The sequence below is a fragment of the uncultured Parabacteroides sp. genome (assembly GCF_902493135.1).
In the GTDB taxonomy this organism is placed as follows: Bacteria; Bacteroidota; Bacteroidia; order Bacteroidales; family Tannerellaceae; genus Parabacteroides.
This window is the reverse complement of sequence record NZ_CABUOD010000004.1, coordinates 86,671-111,597: the sequence shown is the minus strand read 5'-3', so window position 1 is coordinate 111,597 and position 24,927 is coordinate 86,671. Positions and strand designations below refer to the sequence as shown.

The 24,927-nt window shown below is 48.6% G+C and carries 17 protein-coding genes; 8 read left to right on the top strand and 9 right to left on the bottom strand.

Features of this window, described 5'->3' with window-relative positions; translation table 11 throughout:
- Positions 1–32: 32 nt before the first annotated feature.
- From RDN79_RS03190 to RDN79_RS03175, 4 genes are read left to right on the top strand one after another with little or no spacing between them, the layout of a single operon-like run.
- The gene (locus tag RDN79_RS03190; protein WP_298551560.1) at positions 33–1,373 is read left to right on the top strand and encodes an ABC transporter permease; all 1,341 of its coding nucleotides are present in this window, start codon (positions 33–35) and stop codon (positions 1,371–1,373) included.
- Between the two features lie 13 nt (positions 1,374–1,386).
- Complete coding sequence (locus RDN79_RS03185; protein ID WP_298551558.1) at positions 1,387–2,655, top strand: ABC transporter permease; 1,269 nt, start codon at positions 1,387–1,389, stop codon at positions 2,653–2,655.
- Positions 2,656–2,678: 23 nt separating this feature from the next.
- Positions 2,679–3,980, top strand: a complete 1,302-nt coding sequence (locus tag RDN79_RS03180; RefSeq protein WP_298551556.1) for an ABC transporter permease — start codon at positions 2,679–2,681, stop codon at positions 3,978–3,980.
- A 7-nt stretch (positions 3,981–3,987) separates the two neighbouring features.
- A complete protein-coding gene (locus RDN79_RS03175) occupies positions 3,988–5,280 on the top strand; it encodes an FtsX-like permease family protein (RefSeq protein ID WP_298551554.1) in 1,293 nt (430 codons plus the stop codon).
- A 75-nt stretch (positions 5,281–5,355) separates the two neighbouring features.
- Here the strand turns inward: RDN79_RS03175 and RDN79_RS03170 are convergent, their stop codons facing one another.
- The 3 genes from RDN79_RS03170 to RDN79_RS03160 form a co-directional block, all read right to left on the bottom strand.
- Positions 5,356–5,913: a phosphatase PAP2 family protein gene (locus RDN79_RS03170; protein WP_298551553.1), complete on the bottom strand. Its 558-nt coding sequence runs from the start codon at positions 5,911–5,913 to the stop codon at positions 5,356–5,358.
- Positions 5,914–5,935: 22 nt separating this feature from the next.
- A complete protein-coding gene (locus RDN79_RS03165) occupies positions 5,936–6,145 on the bottom strand; it encodes a hypothetical protein (RefSeq protein ID WP_298551551.1) in 210 nt (69 codons plus the stop codon).
- Positions 6,146–6,242: 97 nt separating this feature from the next.
- The gene (locus tag RDN79_RS03160) at positions 6,243–6,614 is read right to left on the bottom strand and encodes a diacylglycerol kinase family protein (protein WP_298551549.1); all 372 of its coding nucleotides are present in this window, start codon (positions 6,612–6,614) and stop codon (positions 6,243–6,245) included.
- Between the two features lie 165 nt (positions 6,615–6,779).
- On the opposite strand from RDN79_RS03160, the gene RDN79_RS03155 reads away from it, so the two are divergent.
- The 3 genes from RDN79_RS03155 to RDN79_RS03145 are packed head-to-tail and all read left to right on the top strand — an operon-like array spanning position 6,780 to position 11,007.
- Positions 6,780–8,261, top strand: a complete 1,482-nt coding sequence (locus tag RDN79_RS03155) for a TolC family protein (RefSeq protein WP_298551546.1) — start codon at positions 6,780–6,782, stop codon at positions 8,259–8,261.
- 57 nt (positions 8,262–8,318) lie between these two features.
- The gene (locus RDN79_RS03150; protein WP_298551545.1) at positions 8,319–9,692 is read left to right on the top strand and encodes a sigma-54 dependent transcriptional regulator; all 1,374 of its coding nucleotides are present in this window, start codon (positions 8,319–8,321) and stop codon (positions 9,690–9,692) included.
- Between the two features lie 13 nt (positions 9,693–9,705).
- Positions 9,706–11,007: a PAS domain-containing sensor histidine kinase gene (locus RDN79_RS03145; RefSeq protein ID WP_298551543.1), complete on the top strand. Its 1,302-nt coding sequence runs from the start codon at positions 9,706–9,708 to the stop codon at positions 11,005–11,007.
- Positions 11,008–11,117: 110 nt separating this feature from the next.
- On the opposite strand, the gene RDN79_RS03140 is transcribed toward RDN79_RS03145, so the two are convergent.
- From RDN79_RS03140 to RDN79_RS03115, 6 genes are all read right to left on the bottom strand, one after another.
- Positions 11,118–11,852, bottom strand: coding sequence for a hypothetical protein (locus RDN79_RS03140; RefSeq protein ID WP_298551541.1), 735 nt, complete (start codon positions 11,850–11,852; stop codon positions 11,118–11,120).
- A gap of 145 nt (positions 11,853–11,997) precedes the next feature.
- Positions 11,998–15,357 carry a preprotein translocase subunit SecA gene (gene secA, locus RDN79_RS03135; protein ID WP_298551539.1) on the bottom strand — a complete coding sequence of 1,120 codons (3,360 nt, stop codon included), beginning with the start codon at positions 15,355–15,357 and terminating at the stop codon, positions 11,998–12,000.
- Between the two features lie 111 nt (positions 15,358–15,468).
- Positions 15,469–17,070: an alkaline phosphatase family protein gene (locus RDN79_RS03130; protein ID WP_298551537.1), complete on the bottom strand. Its 1,602-nt coding sequence runs from the start codon at positions 17,068–17,070 to the stop codon at positions 15,469–15,471.
- Complete coding sequence (locus tag RDN79_RS03125; protein ID WP_298551536.1) at positions 17,043–18,242, bottom strand: DUF4105 domain-containing protein; 1,200 nt, start codon at positions 18,240–18,242, stop codon at positions 17,043–17,045. Before RDN79_RS03125 ends, RDN79_RS03130 begins: the two co-directional genes overlap by 28 nt.
- A 13-nt stretch (positions 18,243–18,255) precedes the next feature.
- Positions 18,256–18,837 (bottom strand): HU family DNA-binding protein, encoded by a 582-nt coding sequence (locus tag RDN79_RS03120; protein ID WP_298551534.1) that lies wholly within the window; start codon positions 18,835–18,837, stop codon positions 18,256–18,258.
- A gap of 347 nt (positions 18,838–19,184) precedes the next feature.
- Positions 19,185–20,735, bottom strand: a complete 1,551-nt coding sequence (locus RDN79_RS03115) for an ATP-binding protein (protein WP_298551532.1) — start codon at positions 20,733–20,735, stop codon at positions 19,185–19,187.
- Between the two features lie 141 nt (positions 20,736–20,876).
- Here RDN79_RS03115 and RDN79_RS03110 point away from each other — a divergent pair, with 141 nt between their 5' ends.
- A complete protein-coding gene (locus tag RDN79_RS03110) occupies positions 20,877–24,899 on the top strand; it encodes a glycoside hydrolase family 2 TIM barrel-domain containing protein (RefSeq protein WP_298551530.1) in 4,023 nt (1,340 codons plus the stop codon).
- Positions 24,900–24,927: the final 28 nt, after the last annotated feature.

The window sequence follows — 24,927 nt, the reverse complement described above, 5'->3', positions numbered from 1 at the left end:
ATCAGCATTTACCAAACTAATACATTATATATATGTATAAACAATATCTCAGACAAGCCTGGCAATTGATGAAGCAGAACCGTTTCTTCAGTGCCGTCTATATCATCGGTACGGGATTGGCGATCTCGATGGTGATGGTGATGGCTATCGCCTATCATATACGTACGGCCAATATGGCTCCCGAAGTGCATCGCGACCGGATGCTGTATGTCTCTTTCCTTGAATATGCGAAGGATAAAAGCAACAGCTCGTTCTTTTTCAGCGCCCGCTCGGCTAAAGAATGCCTCCTGTCCTTGCGAACGGCCGAGGAGGTGGCGGTGACGACCGACCCGACGATCATGTCGATATTGGCAGGCGAATCGTATGCCCGGCTGTCCGGCACGGGCGATCCCTACAAAGTGGTGATGATGGGGACCAACGACGGCTTTTGGCGTATTTTCGACTTCACCTTCGTAGACGGCCGCCCGTTCGGCGAGGCGGAGTTCCGGTCTGCCGTGCCCCGTGCGGTGATCTCTTCGTCGCTGGCGAGGAAGCTCTTTTCGCGGACGGATGTGTCGGGACAGGCCTTCCTGCTGGATGATGTGGAATATATCGTGAGCGGAGTGGTGAAGGATGTATCGTACATCACTCCTGCGGTCGTTGCCGATTTGTGGGTCCCCTATTCCTGCCTTCCCACCGTTATGGAGACGGGCAGTAGCGAACGGGAGGCATCGCTGGGCTTTCTGGTAGGATGCATCCTGCCTGCCCGCGGCGTCTCCGAAGAAGAGGTAGCGCATGAACTGGACGAGCAGATCCGGCTTTACAACTCGACCTTGCGCGATGGGAAGATCCGGCTGATGAATGGCCTGGAAGCACATGGCAGGCATGTGGTCAGCCAGTTCGCAGGAGGAAGCATCGGGAGCGGGGCGAGCGGGGCAAACGGGATGAACCCAGTGAATGTCCTCTATTTCGTATTCTTCCTGCTGATCCTGCTCTTCCTGCTGGTCCCGGCTATCAATCTTTCGGGCTTGAACGCCTCCCACATGCAGGACCGCATTGCCGAGTTAGGCGTGCGCAAAGCTTTCGGGGCGCGCAGGACGGGGCTGTTCATGCAGATTTTGATCGAGAATATGGTGCTGATGCTGCCCGGAGGATTGGTCGGCTTGCTGTTCTCTTACCTGCTGATCCTGCTTTTCCGGAATCTGTTGCTGGTTCCGGGAGTGTTCGTCATGATGACGGGCGGGGCGAATATGGACCTGACTCCGGGGATGATGCTGAACCTTCCGGTCTTCGGGTATGCCTTTTTGGTCTGCTTGGTGCTCAACTTCCTGTCGTCGTCGATACCGGTCTGGCGTGCCGTACGGGTGAATATAATAGATGCTATAAACGGTTAAACGGAGAAATGCCATGTTTAAACATATACTCAAACTGATCAAGGCCCAGGGCAAAAGCAATGCCTGGGTGTTTATGGAACTGCTGATCGTCTTTATCCTGCTCTGGTGGTCGATCGATACGACCCTGATGCAGGGGATTACCGCCTTGCAGCCGGAAGGCTTCTCGGTTGATAATGTCTGCAAGGTCACCTTGGCGGTCCGTCCGCGCACCAGCGCTTCCTATGTGGATGATCAGGAAGGCGGCGAAGAGGCCGGGAAAAACTATCTTCGTATTATCGAGCGTCTGAAGATGCACCCGGATGTCGGGACGGTCGCTTTCTTCGGACCGCATTCGGCGCCTTTTAATTATTCGAGTAATAACAGGACTTGCTGGAACGATACGGTCTCGGCAGTCAACAGCCTTTGTTATACGGTCACACCGGATTATTTCCGGGTATTCGGCATCCATGCCGTTGACGGAGGTTCTCCCGACCGGTTGGCGGATGCCTTGGCAGACGGATGGGTCGTCAGCCGGACGTTGGAGGAGAAGCTCGTTGATGGTGCGCATTTGCAGGGCAAGCGCTTGGCTTGGGATAATAAAGGGGATAGCACGACCTACCGTGTCAACGGCATAACAGTTCCGATCAAGAAGCAGGGTTTCGACCAACCCCGTCCGGTTGTTTTTACGCTCCTGACGGAAAAAGATCTATACGAGGCAGACGAGCGGGAATTGGGGCAGATGCAGATCGCTTTCCGCCTTCGCTCCGGTGTAACGGGCTCGTCCGACTATGCGGCATCGTTCAAGACGGAGATGAAGCAGAGTTTGGCTGCCGGCAACTTCTGGCTGGCCGATGTGCAGTATTATCCGGATATCCGCAGGAAGTTCCTCGACAACACGATGCAGGTGAACGGGCAGAGATTGAATATCGCAGTGAATGCCTTCCTGTTGGTGAATGTCTTCTTAGCGGTGATCGGCACGTTTTGGTTTCGTGTGAACCGCCGCAAGGGCGAGTTGGGGCTGCGTATGGCAGTTGGTTCTTCCCGTCGCACGATCCGGCAACTGGTCGTTGGCGAAGGGTTGTTGATCCTGACGATTGTCAGCATTCCGGCTTTGCTGCTTTGCCTGAACATGGCTTATGCCGATATGCTCAGCACGGTGGTGATGAAGGTGACCTTCGGACGTCTGTTGGTTGTCAGCCTGTTGACCTGGGGAATCCTGGCCGGCATCATCTTCCTGGCAACCTGGTATCCGTCCCGCAAAGCGTCGCGGTTGGAGCCGGCGGAGGCGTTGCACTATGAATAATTGTCAATTAAAAAACAAATGGTATGATAAAAATCTATCTCAAACAAGCCTGGAACCTGATCCGGCAGGAGCGTCTCTTCAGCCTGATCTATATCGTCGGGACAGGGCTGTCCGTGTCGATGGTGATGGTCCTGTCGATCGTCTTCTACATGAAGGTTGCCAATATCTATCCGGAGACGAACCGCGACAGGATGTTGGTCGCCAAGAGCGGGATGGTCAAACATAAGAACGGTTCCAACTCCAGCAGTTCCCTTTCCGAGGAGATGATCAACACCTGCTTCGGCTCTTTGAAAGGTGTGGAGGCGATTGCCTTGATTTCAAGAGACGATGGCGAATGCATGGTGCAGCCGGATGGAGATCCGGTACAGTTGCCGGTGGCGGTCAAGTACGTGAATACGGACTTCTGGAAGGTCTTTGAGTTCCGCTTTTTGAGTGGCAAACCGTTTACCGATGCCGACCAGCAATCGGCTATCCGGACGGCAGTCATTGCCGAGAGCCTGGCGCGTCGTCTGTTCGGTACGACCGATGCTGTGGGCAAGTCCATCTCGGTCGATTTCCGGCAGTACCGGGTCTGCGGCGTGGTGAAAGATGCTTCGCTGGTTACGGAAAAGACATATGCTTTGGTCTGGTTCCCCTATACGGTGGCCGACGGGTATAAGTCGCGAAGCAGTTGGAACGACACTCGGGCATTAGGCGATTATAGGGCTTATATATTGGCTGCGGAGGGGACGGATTTGAAAGCCCTGAAAAAGGAGGCGGAGGAAAATGCCGAACGCTACGGGAAGACGTTGGGTGAAGGTACTTTTACGGCATTGGGACAACCGGATTATTATTGGCAGTCCTGCTTCCGGTATTGGAGCAACGTCAGTCCGGATTACGGATTGGTAGCCCTGCAATACGGGTTGATCATCCTGATCTTCCTGCTGGTTCCGTCTGTCAGCCTTTCCGGCATGACCGATTCGCGTATGGAAAGGCGTTTGTCGGAGATGGGCGTGCGGAGGGCTTTCGGGGCTCCGGTCGGCTCGTTGATGACACAGATCATTTCGGAAAACTTCCTGTTCACGATACTGGGCGGAGTGTTCGGACTCTTTTTTTCGTATCTGCTGATCTATCTTACGAGTGACTGGATTCTGCAGATCGGGGCAAGTTTTGTCAATGCTTTGCCGGAAGGGGCGGATATTGTTTTTACTCCCGGCATGCTGATGAACTATCAGGTGTTCGGCATTGCGTTGTTCGTCTGCTTCGTGCTGAACCTGCTTTCTGCGCTGGTTCCTGCCTGGAGGGCTTCACATCGTCAGATTATTAATTCGTTGAATGCAAAATAGGCGCTTTATGTTAGTACATATATTTAAACAGTTATGGAACCGTAAGCGGAGTAACTTATGGATCGGAATAGAACTTTTGCTGGTTTTCTGCCTGCTTTGGTACATTGTGGATTATTTCTTTGTCCTCGAATATAACAAGAGCCTGTCTTCTTGCCGGGACTTGGATCATACCTGGCAAGTGAATGTGGCTTTGCTCCCTGCGGAACATCCCGACTATCAGCCGGGCGAAAGCGATTCGACTGCGCTTCTTGACAATTATAACCGTGTGCTTGACCGGATTCGCCGGTATAAAGACGTGGAAGCGCTGACTGTATTAAGCGGTTGGAGCACGCCCGGAGGAGGCAGCTTTTATGGCGACTGGTTCCGGAGCCGTCGGGATACGACACGTGAGGGGAACGGACAGGCTATAATGTTTGACCCGCAGACTGATTTCTTCAAGGTATTCCGGCATACGACGCAGGATGGCAAGCCCGTATCGGTCGAAGATTTCGATTGGTCGGACCCCAAGGCGATCGTAATCGGTGATCTGGCTGCCAAAACCTTTTTTCCGGACGGGAAACTGTTGGGAGAGGTCTTGGAGAGTCCGAATAGTCCGGAAGACTATTATTTCGTAGTAAAAGGTTCGATCGGAGATATTAAACGCTTCGATTATGAACGTCCCCAGCTGGCTTTCTATCGTCCGGAACGGATAAAGCCCGATAATATAGCAAATATGGAGATTGCTATCCGCAGTCGAGAGCACCTGTCGGACGGGCGATTCCTTCTGGACTTTAAGAATGCGATGAGCCGTGAACTGCGTATAGGCAACTTCTACCTGAGAGGAATCAAATCCTATAACCGGATTAATGCCGAAACGGATTTCACATTCGGACAAACGAGCGATGTACGGATACGCACCGGCATGATGCTATTCTTCTTGGTCAACATCATGCTTTGCGTCATGGGTACTTTCTGGTATCGTATTCGGGTACGGCGTGATGAGGTCGGCTTGCGTATGGCGATGGGGTCGACACGTACGAATATCCGGAAGATGTTGATCTTGGAAGGGCTTTGCCTGCTGGCTGTCGTGGTTCTGCCTGCTATGCTGATCGAGGCTCAGTTTGTCTATCTCGGTTTGATCGATACGTTGGGACAGGGGAAAAACAACCTGGGGTATCTTCCCGACCGTCTCGTCCTGCGTTTTATCCTGACCAATTTATTAACCTGGGCTTTGCTGGCGGTTGTGATTGTGGCGGCTATCTGGCTTCCGGCCGATAAAGCAGCCAAGATGGCGCCGGCAGAGGCCCTGCATTATGAATAAAGATTGATAATGACACTATTTGTTTTTTATAAAAAAGCCCGGTTTCGCAGGGATTGCGAGGCCGGGCTTATTCTTTTAAAATGTCATGGAAGCATAGATGCCGAAATGTTTATCGCTCGCAACAGGGCTGATAGACAGGTTATGCTTCGCGGTAAACGGACGGGTGAAAATGTAGGCGCTTCCGGCTCCGAGAGCGGCTCCCGCTACCACATCCCACCAATCGTGCTTCTTGGCATATGTCCGGCTCCATCCTACATACGAGGCAATCGCATAGGCCGGAATTCCCCATTTCCAGCCGTAGCGCCGTTGGATAAACGCTGCTCCTGTAAAGGATACCGAGGTATGCATGGAAGGAAACGAATGTTTGTCGCTGCCGTCCGGACGCTCTTTCTTGATCAGATATTTCAGAGCATATGTCATACCTATAGTAGAAACTCCTGCCAAAGCGCCTTGCTTCAATCCTTGCCAGTCCTGCAACACCAACACGGTGGTCAGGCTCGCTACAGGCGTTACGAACGCCAAAACATCACCGGATGTACGGACAGCCTTACGGCTACCGCTTATCTCAACTTCCTGCGCTTTTCCCGATAAACAAACGAATAATACGAAAATCAGGGTAAGAATTCGTTTCATTTATAGATATGCCTGGTTCGCGTTATTTGCTTCTTTCAAGAATGATGCGGCTGATACGTGCTTGTACCTGCATTAAGGTTACAAGGTCTGCGCTTTCAAAGTCGATATCGATGAGTTTAATTTTGCTTTTTTTAGCCATTCTGTGTGGAGAATGTCCCATTTCCTGTACTAAATCATCAATCATTTCTTTAATTTTCTCTGCTCTTTTCGGATAGTTTACTGTGCGTGCCATAATCTCCTGTTTTTAATGTTTAATTAATAATGGCACAAATATAAACAAAGAGAATTGTAAAACAATGAAATAAAGGATTATTCTTTTAAATAGTTATTTAAAATCCCAGTTTAGGAAGAAAAATAATCAATCCGACTATTGCTGCCGCTATTGCTATAATTAAAACGGCACCTGCTGCGAGGTCCTTCGTCTTTTTTATCGCTTCGTTATATTGGGGTGAGACCAGATCGGCCAATGATTCAATGGATGAATTGACTGCTTCGGCCGATAATACGGCTCCGATTACGATCACGACTGCTGCCCATTCTGTCTTGGATAAACCAAAAGAAAAGCCGGCTATAACTACACAAATAGCTGCGAAACAATGTATCCATGCATTGTGCTCTTTTTGTATTAATAAACGGATGCCATTGAATGCATACCGGAAACTGGCCAGTCGTTTACGAAAAGTGAAGCCGCTGTTTTTCATATTATTTATTGTTTTTGAGAGAACGCGACAAAGATATAAATAATACTTCAAAAACGGACACACTGTTCATTTTCGGACACTATCGTTTTGGACATGTTGCAGATAATCAGTTGTATATCTTTTTGGCATAGCTTTTGCCAACGGAAAGACAAAACATTTATTACGATGAAAAAGATCTATATAGTCATTATCTCTCTCCTGTTGTCGGGTACCGGATTGCAGGCGCAGGAACAAGATACAGTCAGACTGACCCTCAAAGAAGCGATCCATCTGGCGCAAATGCAATCGGTGGATGCTGCGGTTGCCTTGAATGAACTGAAGACTGCTTACTGGGAATACCGTACGCATATCGCCGATCAGTTGCCGGAGATCAACTTCAAGGGGACGCTTCCCGCTTACAACAAACAGTATTCCAAATACCAGCAGTCCGACGGTTCGTACACCTTTGTCCAGAATAACTCGCTCGGCTTGAACGGGGAGATTTCGATCGATCAGAACATCGCCTTGACCGGTGGTAAGATATCGCTGAACTCTTCCCTCGATTTCAACCGACAGTTGGGAAAAGGGGCTTTTAACGAATATATGAGCGTGCCTATCGGGTTGACGCTCACGCAGCCGATTTTCGGTGTGAACGACCAGAAATGGAAAAGGCGCATCGAGCCTGTCCGCTACCAGGAAGCGAAAGCTGCTTATATCGAGAGCGTTGAAGGGGTAACGATCAACACGATCGGCTATTTCTTTAATCTGCTGCTGGCGAATGAGAATTTGCAGATTGCCAGACAGAACCTCGAAAATGCCGATAAACTGTATGAGATAGCTGTTGCCAAGCGCAAGATCGGCCATATTTCCGAAAGTGAACTGATGCAGTTGAAGTTGTCCGCCTTGCAGATGAAAGGAAAACTGACCGAGGCGCAGTCCGGTCTCAATGCCCATATGTTCCAGCTCCGTGCTTTTTTGGGTTTGAGCGAACAGGAGGTGATCGAGCCGATCCTGCCGGAGTCCGCCCCTTCTCTGCGGATGATCTATGAGGTTGTGTTGCAAAAAGCGCAGGAAAACAATTCGTTCGCCAAGAATATTCGTCGTCGCCAGCTGGAAGCTGACTATGAGGTCGCGACAGCTAAAGGAAACCGCCGCAATATCAACCTTTTCGCCACGATCGGTTATACCGGAAAGGACCACACGTTTGATGCCGCTTATAACCGGCTGAAAGGAAACCAGGTGGTCGAAGTCGGTATGACGATACCGATTCTCGACTGGGGCAAGCGCCGGGGGAAAGTGAAGGTCGCCGAGTCTAACCGCGATGTGACGTTGTCCAAGATCCGTCAGGAGGAGATCAGTTTCAACCAGGATATTTTCCTGTTGGTGGAAAATTTCAACAACCAGGCCGCCCAGTTGGAGATCGCGCAGGAAGCCGATGCGATCGCCGAGAAGCGTTACAAGACTTCTATCGAGACATTCATGATCGGAAAAATCAATATCCTGGACTTGAACGACGCGCAACAATCGAAGGATGAGGCAAAGCAGAAACATATCCAGGAACTGTATGATTATTGGAACTACTATTATAATATCCGTAGCGTCACCCTCTATGATTTCATCAATGACCGGACTCTCGATGCGGAATTTGAGAAGATCGTGAGACGATAATTGATTTAATTCCATAAATTTGCAAATTATAAATCATAAATTTGAAATCATAAATCAATGATCTTGATAGTAGACGATGATGCAGCGGTTCGTTCTTCGCTAACCTTCTTGTTGAAACGCGCCGGGTTCGAACCGGAAGCTGTTCCGGGACCGGAAGAGGCGTTGGCTGTTGTGCGCCGGACGGTGCCGCAACTTATCCTGATGGATATGAACTTTACGTTGACTACCACCGGTGAAGAGGGCATACAACTGTTGAAGAAGGTGAAGATTTTCCAGCCCGACGTTCCGGTGATCCTGATGACGGCATGGGGATCTATTTCGCTTGCCGTACAGGGAATGCAGGCTGGCGCTTTCGATTTTGTGACCAAACCCTGGAACAATCTTGTACTGCTGAAATCCATCCGTACGGCAATCGAATTGAGCGAACAGAAGAAGGAGCAGGAAACGCCTTTGAACCGCCTGGATGCTGATAATAAATTTCATTTTGACAAGATCATAGGCCAGAGCGCCCCGTTGATGGATGTGTTGGGGACGGTTTCCCGGATCGCTCCGACCAACGCTTCCGTCCTGATAACCGGCGAGAGCGGAACAGGGAAGGAGCTGATTGCCGAAGCGATCCATACGAACAGCCCGCGTGCGAAGGAGCCGTTTGTAAAGGTCAACCTCGGCGGACTTTCGCAAAGCCTCTTCGAGAGCGAGATGTTCGGACATAAGAAAGGAGCGTTTACCGATGCTTACATCGACCGTACCGGACGTTTCGAGATGGCAAATAAAGGGACGATCTTTCTCGACGAGATAGGGGATCTCGAACTGTCCTGTCAGGTGAAGCTGCTACGCGTCCTGCAAGACCAGACGTTCGAGGTACTGGGCGATAGCCGTCCCCGCAAAGTCGATATCCGTGTGGTCAGCGCGACAAACTGCAACCTGCGTGAAATGGTGGCTGAGCGCACGTTCCGGGAAGATTTGTTTTATCGTATCAACCTGATAACCGTCCACCTGCCCGCACTCCGCGAGCGTAAGGACGACATCCCTTTGTTGGCACGCTATTTTGCTGACAAACAATCGGAGATGAACGGCTTGCCTGCTGTCCGCTTTTCGTCTGAAGCCTTGACCTTCCTGCAAAAACTGCCTTATCCGGGTAATATCCGTGAGTTGAAGAATTTGGTGGAACGGACGATGTTGGTATCGGGGAAGGCAGTCCTGGAAGCTTCTGACTTCGAGGGCCAGTGCCTCCATACGACATTGTCGGCAAAAGCTGAGGTTGCTCCTTCGCTTGAGGGGCTGACACTGGACGAGTTGGAAAAGCAAACAATTCTCCAGGCGTTGAAGACACATGCCGGTAATCTTTCGCACGTCGCCACGGCACTCGGCATCAGTCGGGCAGCCCTGTACCGACGCCTTGAGAAATATGATATCCCTGTAGACAAATAAATCGCAACGGCTGATGAGAATAAGAGGATTGTTTTGGATTTTGACTGCATTGTTGTTGTCCGTATTGGCGATCATTACCTATCATGTTTTCTATACGGAATCCTCCCTCATGTTCTTCTTAGTGGAAGGGATCGTGATTCTGACGATCATCTATTTGCTTGTGTTCTATAGCCGTATCATCAAGCCTCTTCATATCATCGGGAACGGTATGGAATTGTTGAAGGAGCAGGATTTCAGTTCCCGTCTGAGCCACGTGGGGCAGAAGGAGGCGGACCGCATCGTCGATATTTTCAACAAGATGATGGAACAATTGAAGAACGAACGCCTGCATCTACGGGAACAGAACCATTTCCTGGATTTGCTGATCAATGCTTCGCCGATGGGAGTGATTATGTTGAACCTCGATAAGGAAATCCTTTCCGTCAATCCGGCGGCTCGTAAGATGTTGGGAATTCCTTCTCTGCCGGATATCGTAGGCAAGCGTCTGCCGGAACTGGATTCACCTTTGGCGGCGGAGTTGGAACCGATCCCCTTGTACGATTCGCAGACAGTCCGCCTGAACGATGCCAATATATATAAATGTACGCACTCATCGTTTGTGGACCGTGGTTTCCATCATTCGTTCTATTTGGTGGAAATGCTGACGCAAGAAGTCTTTAAGGCCGAAAAGAAAGCGTATGAGAAGGTGATCCGTATGATTGCCCACGAGGTGAACAACACGACTGCCGGCATTACTTCCACATTGGACACGCTTGAGGCGACCTTCAGTGAGATGCAGGATACGGAAGATATCTGTGAAGTCCTGCGTGTTTCGATAGAGCGTTGTTACAGTATGAGCCATTTTATCACGAACTTTGCCGACGTGGTCCGCATACCGGAGCCGCAAACCAAGATGCAGCCGCTGAATGCGGTCGTCTTTTCGTGCAAGCGTTTTATGGAAACGATTTGCCTGAACCGGAATATCCGGATCGTGATGGAGCTGGACCCCGTTTCGCCGGTTGTCAATCTGGACAATTCACTCTTCGAACAGGTGCTGGTTAACATCATCAAGAACGCCTCCGAATCGATCGACCACGATGGCGAGATCTATATCCGTACCTCCCGTAATCCGGTCTGCCTGGAGATCGCCGACACCGGAAAAGGTATTGACAAGGAGACGGAGGCCAAGCTGTTCAGCCCCTTCTTTTCCACCAAACGCGGCGGTCAGGGCATCGGCTTGATATTTATCCGTGAAGTGCTCCAGAAACACAACTGTTCTTTTTCCCTCAGAACGTATGCGGACGGGCTGACCCGGTTCAGGATATTGTTCGAGTAATATACCGGAAAGGTTGATTGAATGGAATGATAATAAGGAACTATGATGTCTGTATAAATAAAAAAAGAGGACCGAAGTCCTCTTTTTTATTGTCAAGTTATACACAATGCTTATTTGGTTGCGTTGATAGCGTCCAGGATCTTTTTGGAGTTGGCATCGGCTGCGTTCAGAGCGACTGCTTGTTCCAGGTAACCTTTCGCTTTTGCCATTTGGGCATCTGCCTTTTTCTTTTCAGCTGCGTATTTGTCAGGATCGGATGTTGCGATCGGGTTGGCATCTGCCAGGATTTTTGCACCTGCATTGTAGAACATAACGCCGAGGCTGTACAGAGCGTTGCCTTTATATTTGGCGTTACCTACAACTAATACGTCTTTAAACAGTTCTTCTGCTTCTGCTGTCTTACCTGCTTTCTGGGCAGCCTGTCCTTTTTTCATGCAATAGGCATACAAAAGTTTTTCGAGGTTTGCGTTCTGGGCATTTGCTTTCAGACCTGCTTCAACTGTAGCTGTAAAATCGGCTGCTTTGTCCTGGCTACGCAAAGACATTGCTTTTCCAACATAAGCATCGTCTGCTTTATAGCCCTTTTGAATGGCCATGTCATAGAATTTGATGGCATCGTCATACTTTTTAGCATTGTAAGCCGCAAATGCACAGTTAAAAATACGGCTTTCATCTTCATAGTTCGTAAGTTTCAGGTATTCGCTGTATTTTGCTACAACTTCGGGATAGTTTTTTGCAGTCATGGCTGCGTCTCCTTCTTCGCGCAGTTTGTCTGCGTTCGCATCTTGTGCGAATAAATTGCCTACACTCAGGCAAAAAGCCAGTAATAAGATAATTTTCTTCATGGTGATTAAATGTAATATTTAAATTAGTTCGACTAAGGTAGTAAGTGTAATGTAAGGAACAAAAGGATTTTATGTTTTTTTAGATTTATAAAGAAAACAAAGGCGACCTTTTGGGGCGCCTTTGTTTTAATGTCAACGGTTAGGACTATAAACCTTGTCCGTGGCAGTTCTTGTATTTCTTACCGCTTCCGCAAGGACAGGGATCGTTGCGCCCTACACGTTTTTCGGCGCGGATCGGTTCCTGGCGCGGTTGTTGCGGGGCACGTTCTTCCGGATTGTTGTTACCGGTGATATCGGTCTTTTGAGCACGATATTTGCTCATGTCCTGGCGGCGTTCGGCTTCTGCTCTCTGGATGGCGATACGCTGACGGGCTGCCTCTTCCATCGCAGCCTGACGGGCTGCCATAGCCTGCTTTTCTTCTTCGGTCGGTTCTTCGCGAACAGGGATCTGACCACGCATCAGGACAGCAGCTGTCTTACGGTTCATTACATCCACCATATTCTTGAACAGGTTGTAAGATTCCAGCTTGTAGATCAACAGAGGATCTTTGTTTTCGTAGCTGGCATTCTGTACCGAGTGACGCAGTTCGTCCATCTCACGCAGGTGTTCTTTCCAAGCTTCGTCGATAGTGTGCAGGACGATCGATTTCTGGAATGCTTTCGTGATGGCTTTGCTTTCCGTTTCGTAAGCTTCTTTCAGGTTGCAGGAAACATTATACATACGTTTACCATCCGTGATAGGAATCATGATGTTTTCATACATGGCGCCCTGATGTTCGTAAACCTGTTTGATGACCGGGTTGGCAACCTGAGTCATGCGTTCCATGCGGCGTTTGAACAGTTGCAGCGCTTCATCGAACAGCTTATCGGCCAGCTTGTCGGCTTTGCCACTCTTGAATTCTTCTTCCGTGAACGGACATTCCATCGCGAAAGTCTTGAACAGTTCCAGCTTGAAACCTTCGTAGTCGCCATCGGCATGCTGGTCGACGATGGCAACGGAAGTATCATAAATCGTATTTAATACGTCCAGACCGATACGTTCTCCCATCAGGGCGTGACGGCGGCGGGTATAAATTACGTTACGTTGCGAGTTCATCACATCGTCGTATTCCAACAGGCGCTTACGGATGCCGAAGTTGTTTTCTTCCACTTTCTTCTGGGCGCGTTCAACGGATTTGCTAAGCATGCTGTGTTCCAGTACTTCACCTTCCTTAAACCCTAATTTGTCCATCAGTCCGGCGATCTTTTCGGATGCGAACAGACGCATCAAATCGTCTTCCAGAGAAACGAAGAATACGGAAGAACCCGGATCGCCCTGACGTCCGGCACGGCCACGTAACTGGCGGTCTACACGACGGCTTTCATGACGTTCCGTACCGATGATGGCCAAACCGCCGGCTGCTTTTACTTCCTGCGACAGCTTAATATCGGTACCACGACCGGCCATATTGGTAGCGATCGTCACCGTACTGCTCTGTCCGGCAGTCGCCACGATTTCTGCTTCTTTCTGGTGCAACTTTGCGTTCAAGACGTTATGTTTAATCTTACGCATGGTAAGCATACGGCTCAACAATTCGGAGATTTCGACGGATGTCGTACCCACCAGTACCGGGCGCCCTGCTTCGGTCAACTGGACGATCTCATCGATTACAGCGTTATATTTTTCGCGTTTCGTCTTGTAGATGCGGTCGTTCATATCGTTGCGGGCGATCGGGCGGTTTGTCGGGATTACGACAACATCCAGTTTGTAGATGTCCCAGAATTCACCGGCTTCCGTTTCAGCCGTACCGGTCATACCTGACAGCTTGTGGTACATACGGAAGTAGTTCTGCAAGGTGATCGTAGCGAATGTTTGTGTGGCTGCTTCGACTTTTACACCTTCCTTGGCTTCGATTGCCTGGTGCAAGCCGTCGGAGTAGCGTCGTCCGTCCATGATACGGCCTGTTTGTTCGTCGACGATCATGACCTTGTTGTCCATCACGACATATTCGTCGTCTTTCTCGAACAAGGTGTAGGCTTTCAGCAACTGGTTGATCGTATGTACACGTTCACTCTTGACAGAGTAGTTGGCCAGCAATTCATCTTTCTTGGCTTGTTTTTCTTCTTCATTCTGGATATGTTCCAACTGGGAAAGCTGGGAGGTGATATCCGGCAATACGAAGAATGTCGGGTCGTCGGTCTTGCCGGTCAGCAAGTCGATACCTTTATCAGTCAATTCGATACTGTTATTCTTTTCATCGATCACGAAGTACAGTTCGTCTGTCGCTTCGTGCATGTGGCGCATGTTTTCAGACATGAAGTATTCTTCGGTCTTCAACATCTGGGCTTTTACGCCCTGTTCGCTCAGGAATTTGATCAGCGCCTTGTTACGCGGATACCCCTTGAAGGAACGGTATAACTGGACAGAACCTTCTTCCACCTCTTTCTGGTCACTGCTTGCCATTTTCTTCTTGGCTTCGATCAGCATCTTGGAACAAAGATCTTTCTGGGCATTTACCACGACTTCCACGTTCGGGCGGAACTGTTCGAACAACTGTTCTTCGCCACGGGGGATCGGGCCGGAAATAATCAACGGCGTACGGGCGTCATCGATCAATACGGAGTCGACCTCATCGACAATGGCATAGTTATGTTTGCGCTGTACGAGGTCGTTCGGGCTGATCGCCATATTGTCACGCAGGTAGTCGAAACCGAATTCGTTGTTCGTTCCGAACGTGATGTCGGCATTGTAAGCGGCGCGGCGGGCATCGGAGTTCGGCTGGTGCTTGTCGATACAGTCTACCGACAGTCCGTGGAACATATACAACGGGCCCATCCATTCCGAGTCACGTTTTGACAGGTAGTCGTTCACGGTTACCACATGCACACCGTTACGAGTCAATGCGTTCAGGAATACCGGCAGGGTAGCCACCAATGTTTTACCTTCACCGGTCGCCATTTCGGCAATCTTACCCTTGTGCAGTACGACACCACCGAACAACTGTACATCGTAGTGAACCATGTCCCAGGTGATTTCGTTACCGCCGGCAACCCAATGGTTATGGTAGAGAGCCTTGTCGCCGTCGATTTCCACAAAGTCGTATTTGGTGGCCAGGTTACGGTCGAAGTCATTTGCCGTTACTTCGATCGTTTCGTTTTCGGAAAAACGGCGGGCTGTATCTTTCATGATGGAGAATACTTCAGGAAGGGATTCTTCCAATACTACTTCCATCTTTTCCGTGATATTCTTTTCGATCTTGTCTACTTCCGCCCAGATCGCTTCACGTTCTTCCAGTTCCTTGTCGTCGATGCCTTTACGCAGTTCTTCTACTTGGGCGCGTTCATCGGCTACATAATCCTGGATACGCTGTTTGATTTCATCTGTTTTTGCACGAAGCTCATCGTTCGAGAGCTTTTGGATTGACGGATATACGGCCTTGATCTTATCCACATACGGGGTAATTTCTTTCAGGTCACGCTGCGACTTATTGCCGAACAGCTTCGTCATAAATTCATTAAATCCCATGATATATTTGTTTTATTTATTTTCTGTCAGTCGGGACGTAGGCGGTACGTCCGTAGGTGATATAATAATATGTATAATGCGCGGTGTGGCAGAAACGCACCGCCTGCGTTCCTACCGCGGAATTGTGAGTTCTGTCAACGGCAGAGAATTGCTGGCATTGGGTGGCCTGATCCTCAGCACATGGGTTACCGTAGGGGCTACCTCTGTGGCTTTTACTTCGCGGTAGATATGTTCCGGCTTGATACCGTTGCCCATAAACACCAGCGGGGTTATAACAGCATTATTTCGTATTACTTTTACTTTCGCTTTCGGATCGTCGTTGTTGATAGTCCATCCGGGCTGTAACTCGATGATCAGGTCTCCACGGCTTGAAATATGCGTACCGTGCAGGTATTTGGAGGTCTTCTCGTTCCAGTTGCCTGTACGGAGGACGTTCTCGGTCGCTACGAACTGCACGCCGCTGAACTCGCGCAGGAATTGGGCCGCTTTTTCCTGTATGGCGGTCAGTTCCAGTTTCGCATCTTCTATCGCTTTACGGTTCAAGTAAATCTGATTGTCGTAGAACCCTTTTACCCAATTCGTGTGCTGGCCGTAAAGTGCCATCAGGTACATATTGAGTAGGGCGACACAACGTTTCGGATGGAACTCGCCATTCGTCAATTGCATGCCGTCGGCATATTCTTCTTCGCTCTTATAATATCCCGAGCCGGTAAAGACGATCAGTGTGTTGCTCAGCCCGACCTTTTTGTCGATCTTGTCCAACAACTGTTCCAGGTCCTTATCTAACTGGTAGTATGTATCTTGTATCTCGCGGGTATATTCCTTGTGCATATTGCCGCGATAGTTACCAGCATAATACGTGATGGCAAGCATATCCGGACACGAACGGGTGCCGAAAGCCCCGTATTCGAGGAATTGGAGCGCCAGGCGGTTGATCTCCTTATTGATAAAAGGAGAGGTCTTCAAGTTGAAGAAACACTCGTTCGTATTTTCCTTGAACGTGTATTTGAAGGGAATTTCATCCAGCACATATGGGAATGCGTTGAATTTGTCCGGTGACAAAGACGGCGTCCAAGTCATCTGTTCCAAACGCGCCGACAGGGATTCCGGGCCGTTGTTGTAGCGGTCCACATACCAGGGAAGTCCTTTATAATAGGTCGTCGTCGCCCATTTGCCGTTGTAATCGTCCATCCAGAAAGCGCCGTTTGCCGCATGTCCGGCGGAGAGGATTGCACTTTCAGGGTTAGGAGCAATGGCATATACGTCGCTTCTGCCTTTGGAGGCGATTTTCAGTTCGTCTCCGATTGTGGAGCTGATCAGTTTCCGGGGGGAATAATGTTCTTTCGTATAGTTGCCGAGATAGTCCGGGTCGTACAAGACCGAGACTTCTCTTTCCTTATCGAAATCGAAGATGTTTTTTCCCGATACTCCGTTGAAGTTCGGGTTGCTTCCGGTGAACAGGGTTGCAAACGCACTGGCTTCGTCGATATCGGAAAATTCGAACCGGATGTTGTTATACACCAGCCCTTCATTCATCAACCGCTTGAAACCGCGCTCGCCGAACGTGTTGTAAAAATATTCTATGTAATCGCCCCGCAATTGGTCGACTGTGATGCACACCACCAATTTGGGCGTGCTTTGTTGAGCCTCCAGGTTGGTTGCTGCCAGAATTGCGATGAGCGATGTTAGTATTTTTCGTACCCGATGTTCCATATTTTTCTGTAAACGCCATATCCCGAACGTAGCCAAAGGCTCATTACCAGCGGGATAAATGCTGTATTTAAGTGCTGCGGAATGAAATGCCAGCCAGCCAGCATCAGCGTAAGCGCCGCAAAGTTAATAAAATGATAATAATATGCGACCTTTCTTAACTTTTTTACTGTAAACAAAATAACAGCTATCAGATCGAATGGTTGTAACCAGATGATATTCCAATTCGGGCAAACACATGGATGGGTCGAAACGAAGCTCAGGAAAAACAGTACGACTCCAGCCATTCCGGCTATGAGAAACAAGAGGCAATCGACAATCCTGAAGTAGGTTTTACGGCGCCACTCGATGAATGTGACGGCCAGTACGAGCAGGAAAAAAGCCCAGCAGCAGACGAGCGGCGTGAAGAAGCCTGTCTCCGGTCTTGCCTCATCGGTAAGTCCCTCGATCAGTGTGCCGGTCGAGCTGACCAATTCCTTTTGGGAACCGTCTGCGCCGGTAATGGTTGCTGTCCCGAATGCTTCTTTCAGGTAAGGCGGAAGAAACATCATTTCGTGAATGGTCGCAATCCGGTCGGTCGGGCTGCCCAGTGCCAGGTCGCACCCGAACGTAAGCCACGGCTTGTTGCGGGTGCAATAGTTGATCAGGTCACGGAAGGTCTGCTGCTTGAACGGTGCGTTGTAATCTATTTTCCCTCCTGCCTGCTTTTCGATGATGGCGGCGGGTCGGGTCGCGCAGTTGTCAAAAAAGAAATTGTAGCGGTACACACGGTTTTCCGGCCGGTTATTGATCAGCAGGGCTTCCCATATCCGTGCTTTTCCGGTGGAATCGATATCCAGGATTTGTTCGGTGACTTCGCTCCCCCGCATCTCGTATTCGATCAGGAAGTCGCGCGTGTATTGCGCTGCCAGCCTGTAATCGGTTTCCCCTTTTGCAAACCGGTAGATGAAGTTGGGCTTCGAGAAGTCGAATATCCCGTAGTTGAAAACGGCATCGAGCTTCTGTGACGCATCTCTTACCCGCAAAGCCGTATGCCCGTAGACCGTGTACACTTCGTCTTCCGACGGCGAGACAGTCAATAAGCTGATCTCGGCATCTTTGCTGAGCTGCGGCTGTTGTGCCGGAAGCGAGATAGATGAGATTAGAAGAGAAAGTAGAAAGATATATTTTTTCATACACAGAAAGTTATTATTTGTTTTCCGCCAGCAAATAGGTCACATGCGTGCTGGAGCCAACTCGGTACAAGAGTCCTTCTTCGACATATTTTTTCAGGTCGGCGGTCGCCTGGTAGCGAGAACAGGCGTTTAGTTTGGTATATGTGATCGTCGTGATGCTTTCATTGTGGTGCAGGTGCTCCAGCATCTTCGTCTTGCGTTCCTCCGGCATATAGCCGGCAGCCGTTTTTGCCTTTTCCAGTTGGACGGATTTCAGCTCTTTCTTCAGCTTTTCCGAACAACGGAAATTGACGTTGTCGAGTCTTACGACCGATCTGCCGTCCGGCAATTTCTGCGTACGCAAGGAAGGAGAGAAGTGCCCCAAGCCTTCCAACTCGACGTTATCCCCGTATTTGAGCGAATGTCCGATTACCCAGACGAAAGAGTCGAGCACGGCTTTGACGTCGGCCGATGAGATAGAGCCCCGTTCGCAGACCAGAGCACAGATATCATCCATTTTTTGTGTACTGCGTGCGATTGCCCGTGCATGTGTTTGTTGCTGCCCCTTCCTGTCGTTCGGTTGCGGAGTTTTGTGTACGCTGAATTTAATTGCCATTGCTTCTATTGTTTAATTACCCGGCAGATAATCGGAAATACCCTCCGGTTGTTTTGCTTTTCCTTCCCATCTAATTGCCTGCCGACAATCGTCGGCAGGCCTGTTGACAACTGTCGGCAGACTTGTCGATAATTATCGGCAGGCTTGCTGACAATTGTCGACAGGCAGATCGTTGAGCTACAAATATACGACAGATCGGAGGAAAATGTACCGGGAGTGTGGATTATTTTAAGAAAAGACAGTGTGTTACGGCGTTTACCTTTGTACTTGTTTCCTGAAGATTACCGTATTGAACCGGAAACGGATTGTCGAAGTGCGAGGATAGAATAAGTTACATCGGGGAAATACTATTCAACAATCCATTTCTCGATATTCCGGCTTTTGGAATTGAAGTTTATGCCGATCTTAAACAGTTTGCGACAGTCTGCCTCGAAAGGCTGTGCATAATGTTTATCATTGATTTGTTGTAGAGCCTCTTCGGCGGTCCCGTCCAGTTTGAATTCCATTATATAAATGAATTGGTCGGTCTGTAAAACGAGATCGACGCGTCCTTCACTGGTGTGATATTCTGCTTTTACGTAGAAACCGACCAGTTTGAAAACAATAAAAAGAACGTTCTGGTAATGCAGCTCCAGATCCCGAACGAGTTCATAAGGCGTATCGAAAAAGAAACTTTGCAAGCGGCGGAAGAAAGAGTTGTAGTCGCCTGAGCGCACTTCGTGGACAAATTTTTGAATTTCAAATGGAGATTCGACTGCGTTTATGTGTACATAAAAGGGAAGCAAAAAACGGATGAAACCTTCTTCAACTTCCTGATTGGGAAAACCTAAGCGATACATGCCGAATTCCCGGTCATATCCCTTGATAGTCAGATATCCGCTTTGGTAAATAACCGGAATCGGGTTGGTGGATGTCGAATCTATGCTATTTAGAATATCGGCACTTGTCTCTTCGTGTGCCATTCGTTCCAAGTCGTAATGGTGCTGCTTCAGGAGCGTGACTAAATAGGTCGGTGTCCCCGTCTCAAACCAATAACTGTTAAACTCTTTATATTTGAAAGCATTGAGGAGGCTGAACGGGTTGTATATGCCGATAGTGTTGTGGGTGAAGTGGTAACCATCGTAATAAACCTGCAATTTGTTGCATATTTCCTCATACGTCATGTCTTGCGCATCCGCAAATTCGTAGAGTTCTTCTTTCAGGTTATCATGAAGCTCCTGCTCGCTTATCCCGCAAAGTTCCACGTATTCTTTCCGCATCGAAATGTCATCCAGGTTGTTCAGGTCACTGAATACACTGACTTTGCCGAATTTGGTTACTCCGGTCAACATTCCGAACTTGATGCAACCGTCTTTACTTTTTAAAGCTCCATAAAAGGCTTTCAGCGTTTCACGGAAACTCTTTTGCAGTTCTTCGTTTCCGATCGCTTGCAACATGGGTTTGTCATATTCGTCGACCAGAATCACGACCCGTTGTCCTTCTTTCCGGCAAACCCGCTCGATGATGCCTTCGAAGCGCATGGCTAAGGATTTCTCGGCAGGAGATTTCCCGTAAAGGCATTCCCATTCGTATAGAATACCGTTGAGCTTGTCTTCCAAACTTTCCGGAGTATCGTATTTTTGTGTGTTCAGGTCGATATGAAGGATCGGGTATTTGATCCAATCTTTTTCTAATGTTTCCATAGCCAACCCTTCGAAAAGTTCCTTTTTCCCCTGGAAATAGGCTTCGAGTGTCGAGATTAGCAAACTTTTTCCGAAACGGCGTGGACGGCTCAGGAAATAGTAACTGCCTGTTTTGACAAGTTGGTAAATCCAGGGCGTTTTGTCTACATAGAAATAACCGTCTTTACGAATCTTTTCAAAATTCTGTATGCCGATAGGATAAATTTTGTTGCTCATACTGGGCCGCTTTTGAATATTACTATACAAAGATACTTATTTCTTTCATATTCTGTGTTAATTGCCTATATTTGTAGATATTTTGGCATGTCTGAAAGAATGAATACACAAATAAAATCTATTATTCCTAAAATGAACATCATGAAAAAAATCTCATTAGCCTTAGCGCTTTGCTGTGCTTCTTTTTATGGCATGGCTGATCAATTGCCGCTTGGGGGATTTAGTTACGGACCGGTGGAAGCGCCGACCGGCAAAGAGTGGGAGTCTCCTGAGAATCTGGCTCTGAACAAAGAACAACCGCATGCTTATATTTTCCCTTTCCAGGATGTGGAAAGCGCCCGTAAGGTGTTGCCTGAGAACAGCACATTCTGGCAATCATTGAATGGGGATTGGAAATTTAATTGGGCGCCTGATCCTGATGCACGTCCGAAAGATTTTTATAAGAATGAATTCGATGCGTCCGGCTGGGATAATATCCCGGTTCCTTCCAGTTGGAATATCTATGGCATCCAGAAAGACGGAAGTTTGAAATATGGAGTTCCGATCTATGTGAACCAGCCGGTTATCTTCCAACATAAAGTGGCGGTTGACGACTGGCGCGGGGGCGTGACGCGTACTCCGCCGACAAACTGGACGACTTACAAGCACCGGAATGAAGTCGGTTCTTTCCGTCGTGATTTCGAAATTCCGCAGGATTGGGACGGACGCGAAGTCTTTATCAGCTTTGATGGAGTCGACTCTTTCTTCTATCTCTGGATCAACGGTAGATATGTCGGTTTTTCCAAAAATTCCCGCAATACGGCAAATTTTAATATTACGCCTTATCTTCGTAAAGGGACAAATGTTGTGGCTGCGGAAGTTTATCGTAGCTCAGACGGTTCTTTCCTGGAAGCACAGGATATGTTCCGCCTGCCGGGTATCTTCCGGACGGTCGCTCTTTATTCAGTTCCGAAAGTACACGTTCGCGACCTGATCGTGACTCCTGATCTGGATGCTGCTTATACGGATGGCTCACTGGAAATCTCGGCCGATGTGCGGAACCTGGATAAGAAAGCGGCTAAAGGATATAAGTTGGAATATACACTGTATGCCAATAAGCTGTATTCGGATGAGAACACGAAGGTCGACAATGTGGCGGCCTCGGCAACAGTAGATGTCGTAAATCCCGGCCAGACGCAAACTTCGCAGGCCTTATTAAATGTAAAGGCTCCTAACAAATGGTCGGCAGAGTTCCCGTATCGTTATACGTTGGTGGCAGAGTTGAAAAATGCCAAAGGCAAAACGGTAGAAACCGTTTCGACTATTGTCGGTTTCCGCAAAGTGGAAATCAAAGATACGCCGGCTGAAGAAGATGAATTCGGACTGGCCGGTCGTTACTATTATATAAATGGTAAGACTGTCAAGTTGAAAGGCGTGAACCGCCATGAATCGAATCCGGCTGTCGGACATGCTATCACGCGCGATATGATGGAAAAAGAGGTGATGCTGATGAAACGTGCCAATATCAACCATGTGCGTAATTCACATTATCCGGACGATCCTTACTGGTATTTCTTATGTAATAAATATGGCCTTTATCTGGAAGACGAAGCCAATATCGAGTCACATGAATATTATTACGGGGCTGCATCCCTTTCACATCCGGTTGAATGGAAAAAGGCGCATGTCGCACGTGTGATGGAGATGGTTCATGCCAATATCAATAATCCGTCTATCGTGATCTGGTCGTTGGGGAATGAAGCGGGACCGGGTGAAAACTTTGTGGCGGCCTATGATGCATTGAAACTGGTGGATAAATCCCGTCCGGTTCAATATGAGCGTAATAATGATATTGTAGATATGGGATCGAACCAATATCCGTCTATCGGTTGGACACGGGGTGCCGTGAAAGGTGATTACGATATCAAATATCCGTTCCATATTTCCGAATATGCCCATTCCATGGGGAATGCTTGCGGGAACCTGGTGGATTACTGGGAAGCGATCGAATCGACAAACTTCTTCTGTGGCGGCGCTATCTGGGATTGGGTGGATCAATCGATGTACAACTATGATAAAAAGACCGGTAAACGTTATCTGGCTTATGGTGGAGATTTTGGCGATACTCCGAATGACGGACAGTTTGTGATGAATGGCATTGTGTTCGGTGATTTGGAACCGAAACCGCAATATTACGAAGTGAAAAAGGTGTATCAGCATATTGATGTGAAAGCGGTTGATGCTTCGAAAGGTCTTTTTGAGATATTCAATAAATACTATTTTAAAGATCTTTCGGATTATGATGTGAAATGGTCTCTTTATGAAAACGGGAATGAAATTCAATCCGGTTGGGTCAATTCCGTGACGATCCCGGCCCGTACCAGAGCGAAAGTGACAATTCCTGTACCTTTTGACAAGCTGAAGAATGATTCCGAGTATTTTGTAAAAGTTCAGTTCCTGCTTAAAGAGAATATGCCGTGGGCGGAAAAGGGATTTGTGATGGCGGAGGAACAAATGTTGTTGAAGGAAGCGACAGCCCGTCCTTCCATAAATGCCGTGGCGGCTTCTGCCGGGAAAGTGGAGTCGGATCATTCGGATGCTTCGATTAAAACGGTGAGCGGTGACAATTTCGTGGCCAAGTTCGATATGGAGGCGGGTACGATCTACAGCTTGGCATACGGAGGCAAGACGATTATAGCCGATGGGCACGGTCCGAAGCTCGATGCTTTGCGTGCTTTTACCAATAACGACAACTGGTTCTATTCTCAATGGTTTGAACACGGTTTGCATAACTTGCAACACCGGGCAACGAACAGTACGGTCCTGGAAAGAAAGGATGGTACGGTCGTTCTGGCTTTCACCGTTGAATCGCAGGCTCCGAACGGGGCTAAGATCAAAGGCGGAACCAGTACGGGAAAGAACAGCATCGAAGAGCTGACGGATAAGAAATTCGGTGAAAACGATTTCAAGTTTACGACAAATCAAATCTGGACCGTTTATCCCGACGGTTCTATCGAATTGCAATCGAGCATCACCTCCAACCGTCCGAGTCTGGTATTGCCGCGCCTGGGATATGTGATGAAAGTCCCGCAACGATATGCCGCTTTCACTTATTACGGACGTGGTCCGATCGATAACTATGCTGACCGTAAAAGCGGACAGTTTATCGAACAGCATAAGAATACGGTGGCAGGCGAGTTTGTGAATTTCCCGAAACCGCAGGATATGGGCAACCACGAGGATGTACGTTGGTGTGCTCTGACTGATCCTAATGGAGAGGGTGCTGTATTTGTGGCTACCGATCGTTTATCCGTATCGGCTCTTCAATACTCTGCATTGGATTTGATTCTGGCTTCTCATCCCTACCAGTTGCCTGTTGCCGGAGATACTTATCTGCATTTGGATGCGGCTGTGACCGGGCTGGGGGGTAACAGCTGCGGACAAGGCGGACCGCTGGAACAGGATCGTGTCTTTGCCGGACATCATGACATGGGTTTTATAATCCGTCCCGCCGGAAAAGATTTGACAGTTACTGCAAATGTTGCGCCAGCCGGAGAAAAGCCGTTGACAATCATGCGTAATCGTGCCGGAGTTGTTGAACTTTCTTCAGCCCGCAAAGACGCTGTGATTTGTTATACGATCGACGGGAAAGGAAAAGCGAAGGAATATACGGAAGCCATACCGTTCCGCAATGGCGGTATCGTAAAAGCTTGGTTTAAAGATAATCCTAAAATCAATGCGACGGCTTCATTCAGTAAAATCGAAAGTATCCAGACGGAAGTGATCTATACAAGCAGCGAAGAGTCTGGTTATGGAGATGCCAAGAATCTGACGGATGGCGACCCGAATACAATCTGGCACACGATGTTTTCTGTTACTGTTGCCAAATATCCGCATTGGGTGGATCTGGACGCAGGAGAAGAAAAAATGATCAAGGGTTTTTCATTCCTTCCCCGGCAGGACGGATCGAATGGAAATATCAAGGATTATTCGATCAGTGTCAGCCAGGACGGTAAGAATTGGGGGGAACCGATCCTCAAAGGTACTTTTGAAAATAACCTGAAAGAAAAGAAAGTGTTGTTCGATCACCCGGTTAAAGCCCGCTATATCCGCTTTACCGCATTGAGCGAACAACGCGGACAGGATTTTGCATCGGGTGCAGAATTGCTGATTCTGGCTGATTAATTGAATTTTGTATTATATGATGGAGGAG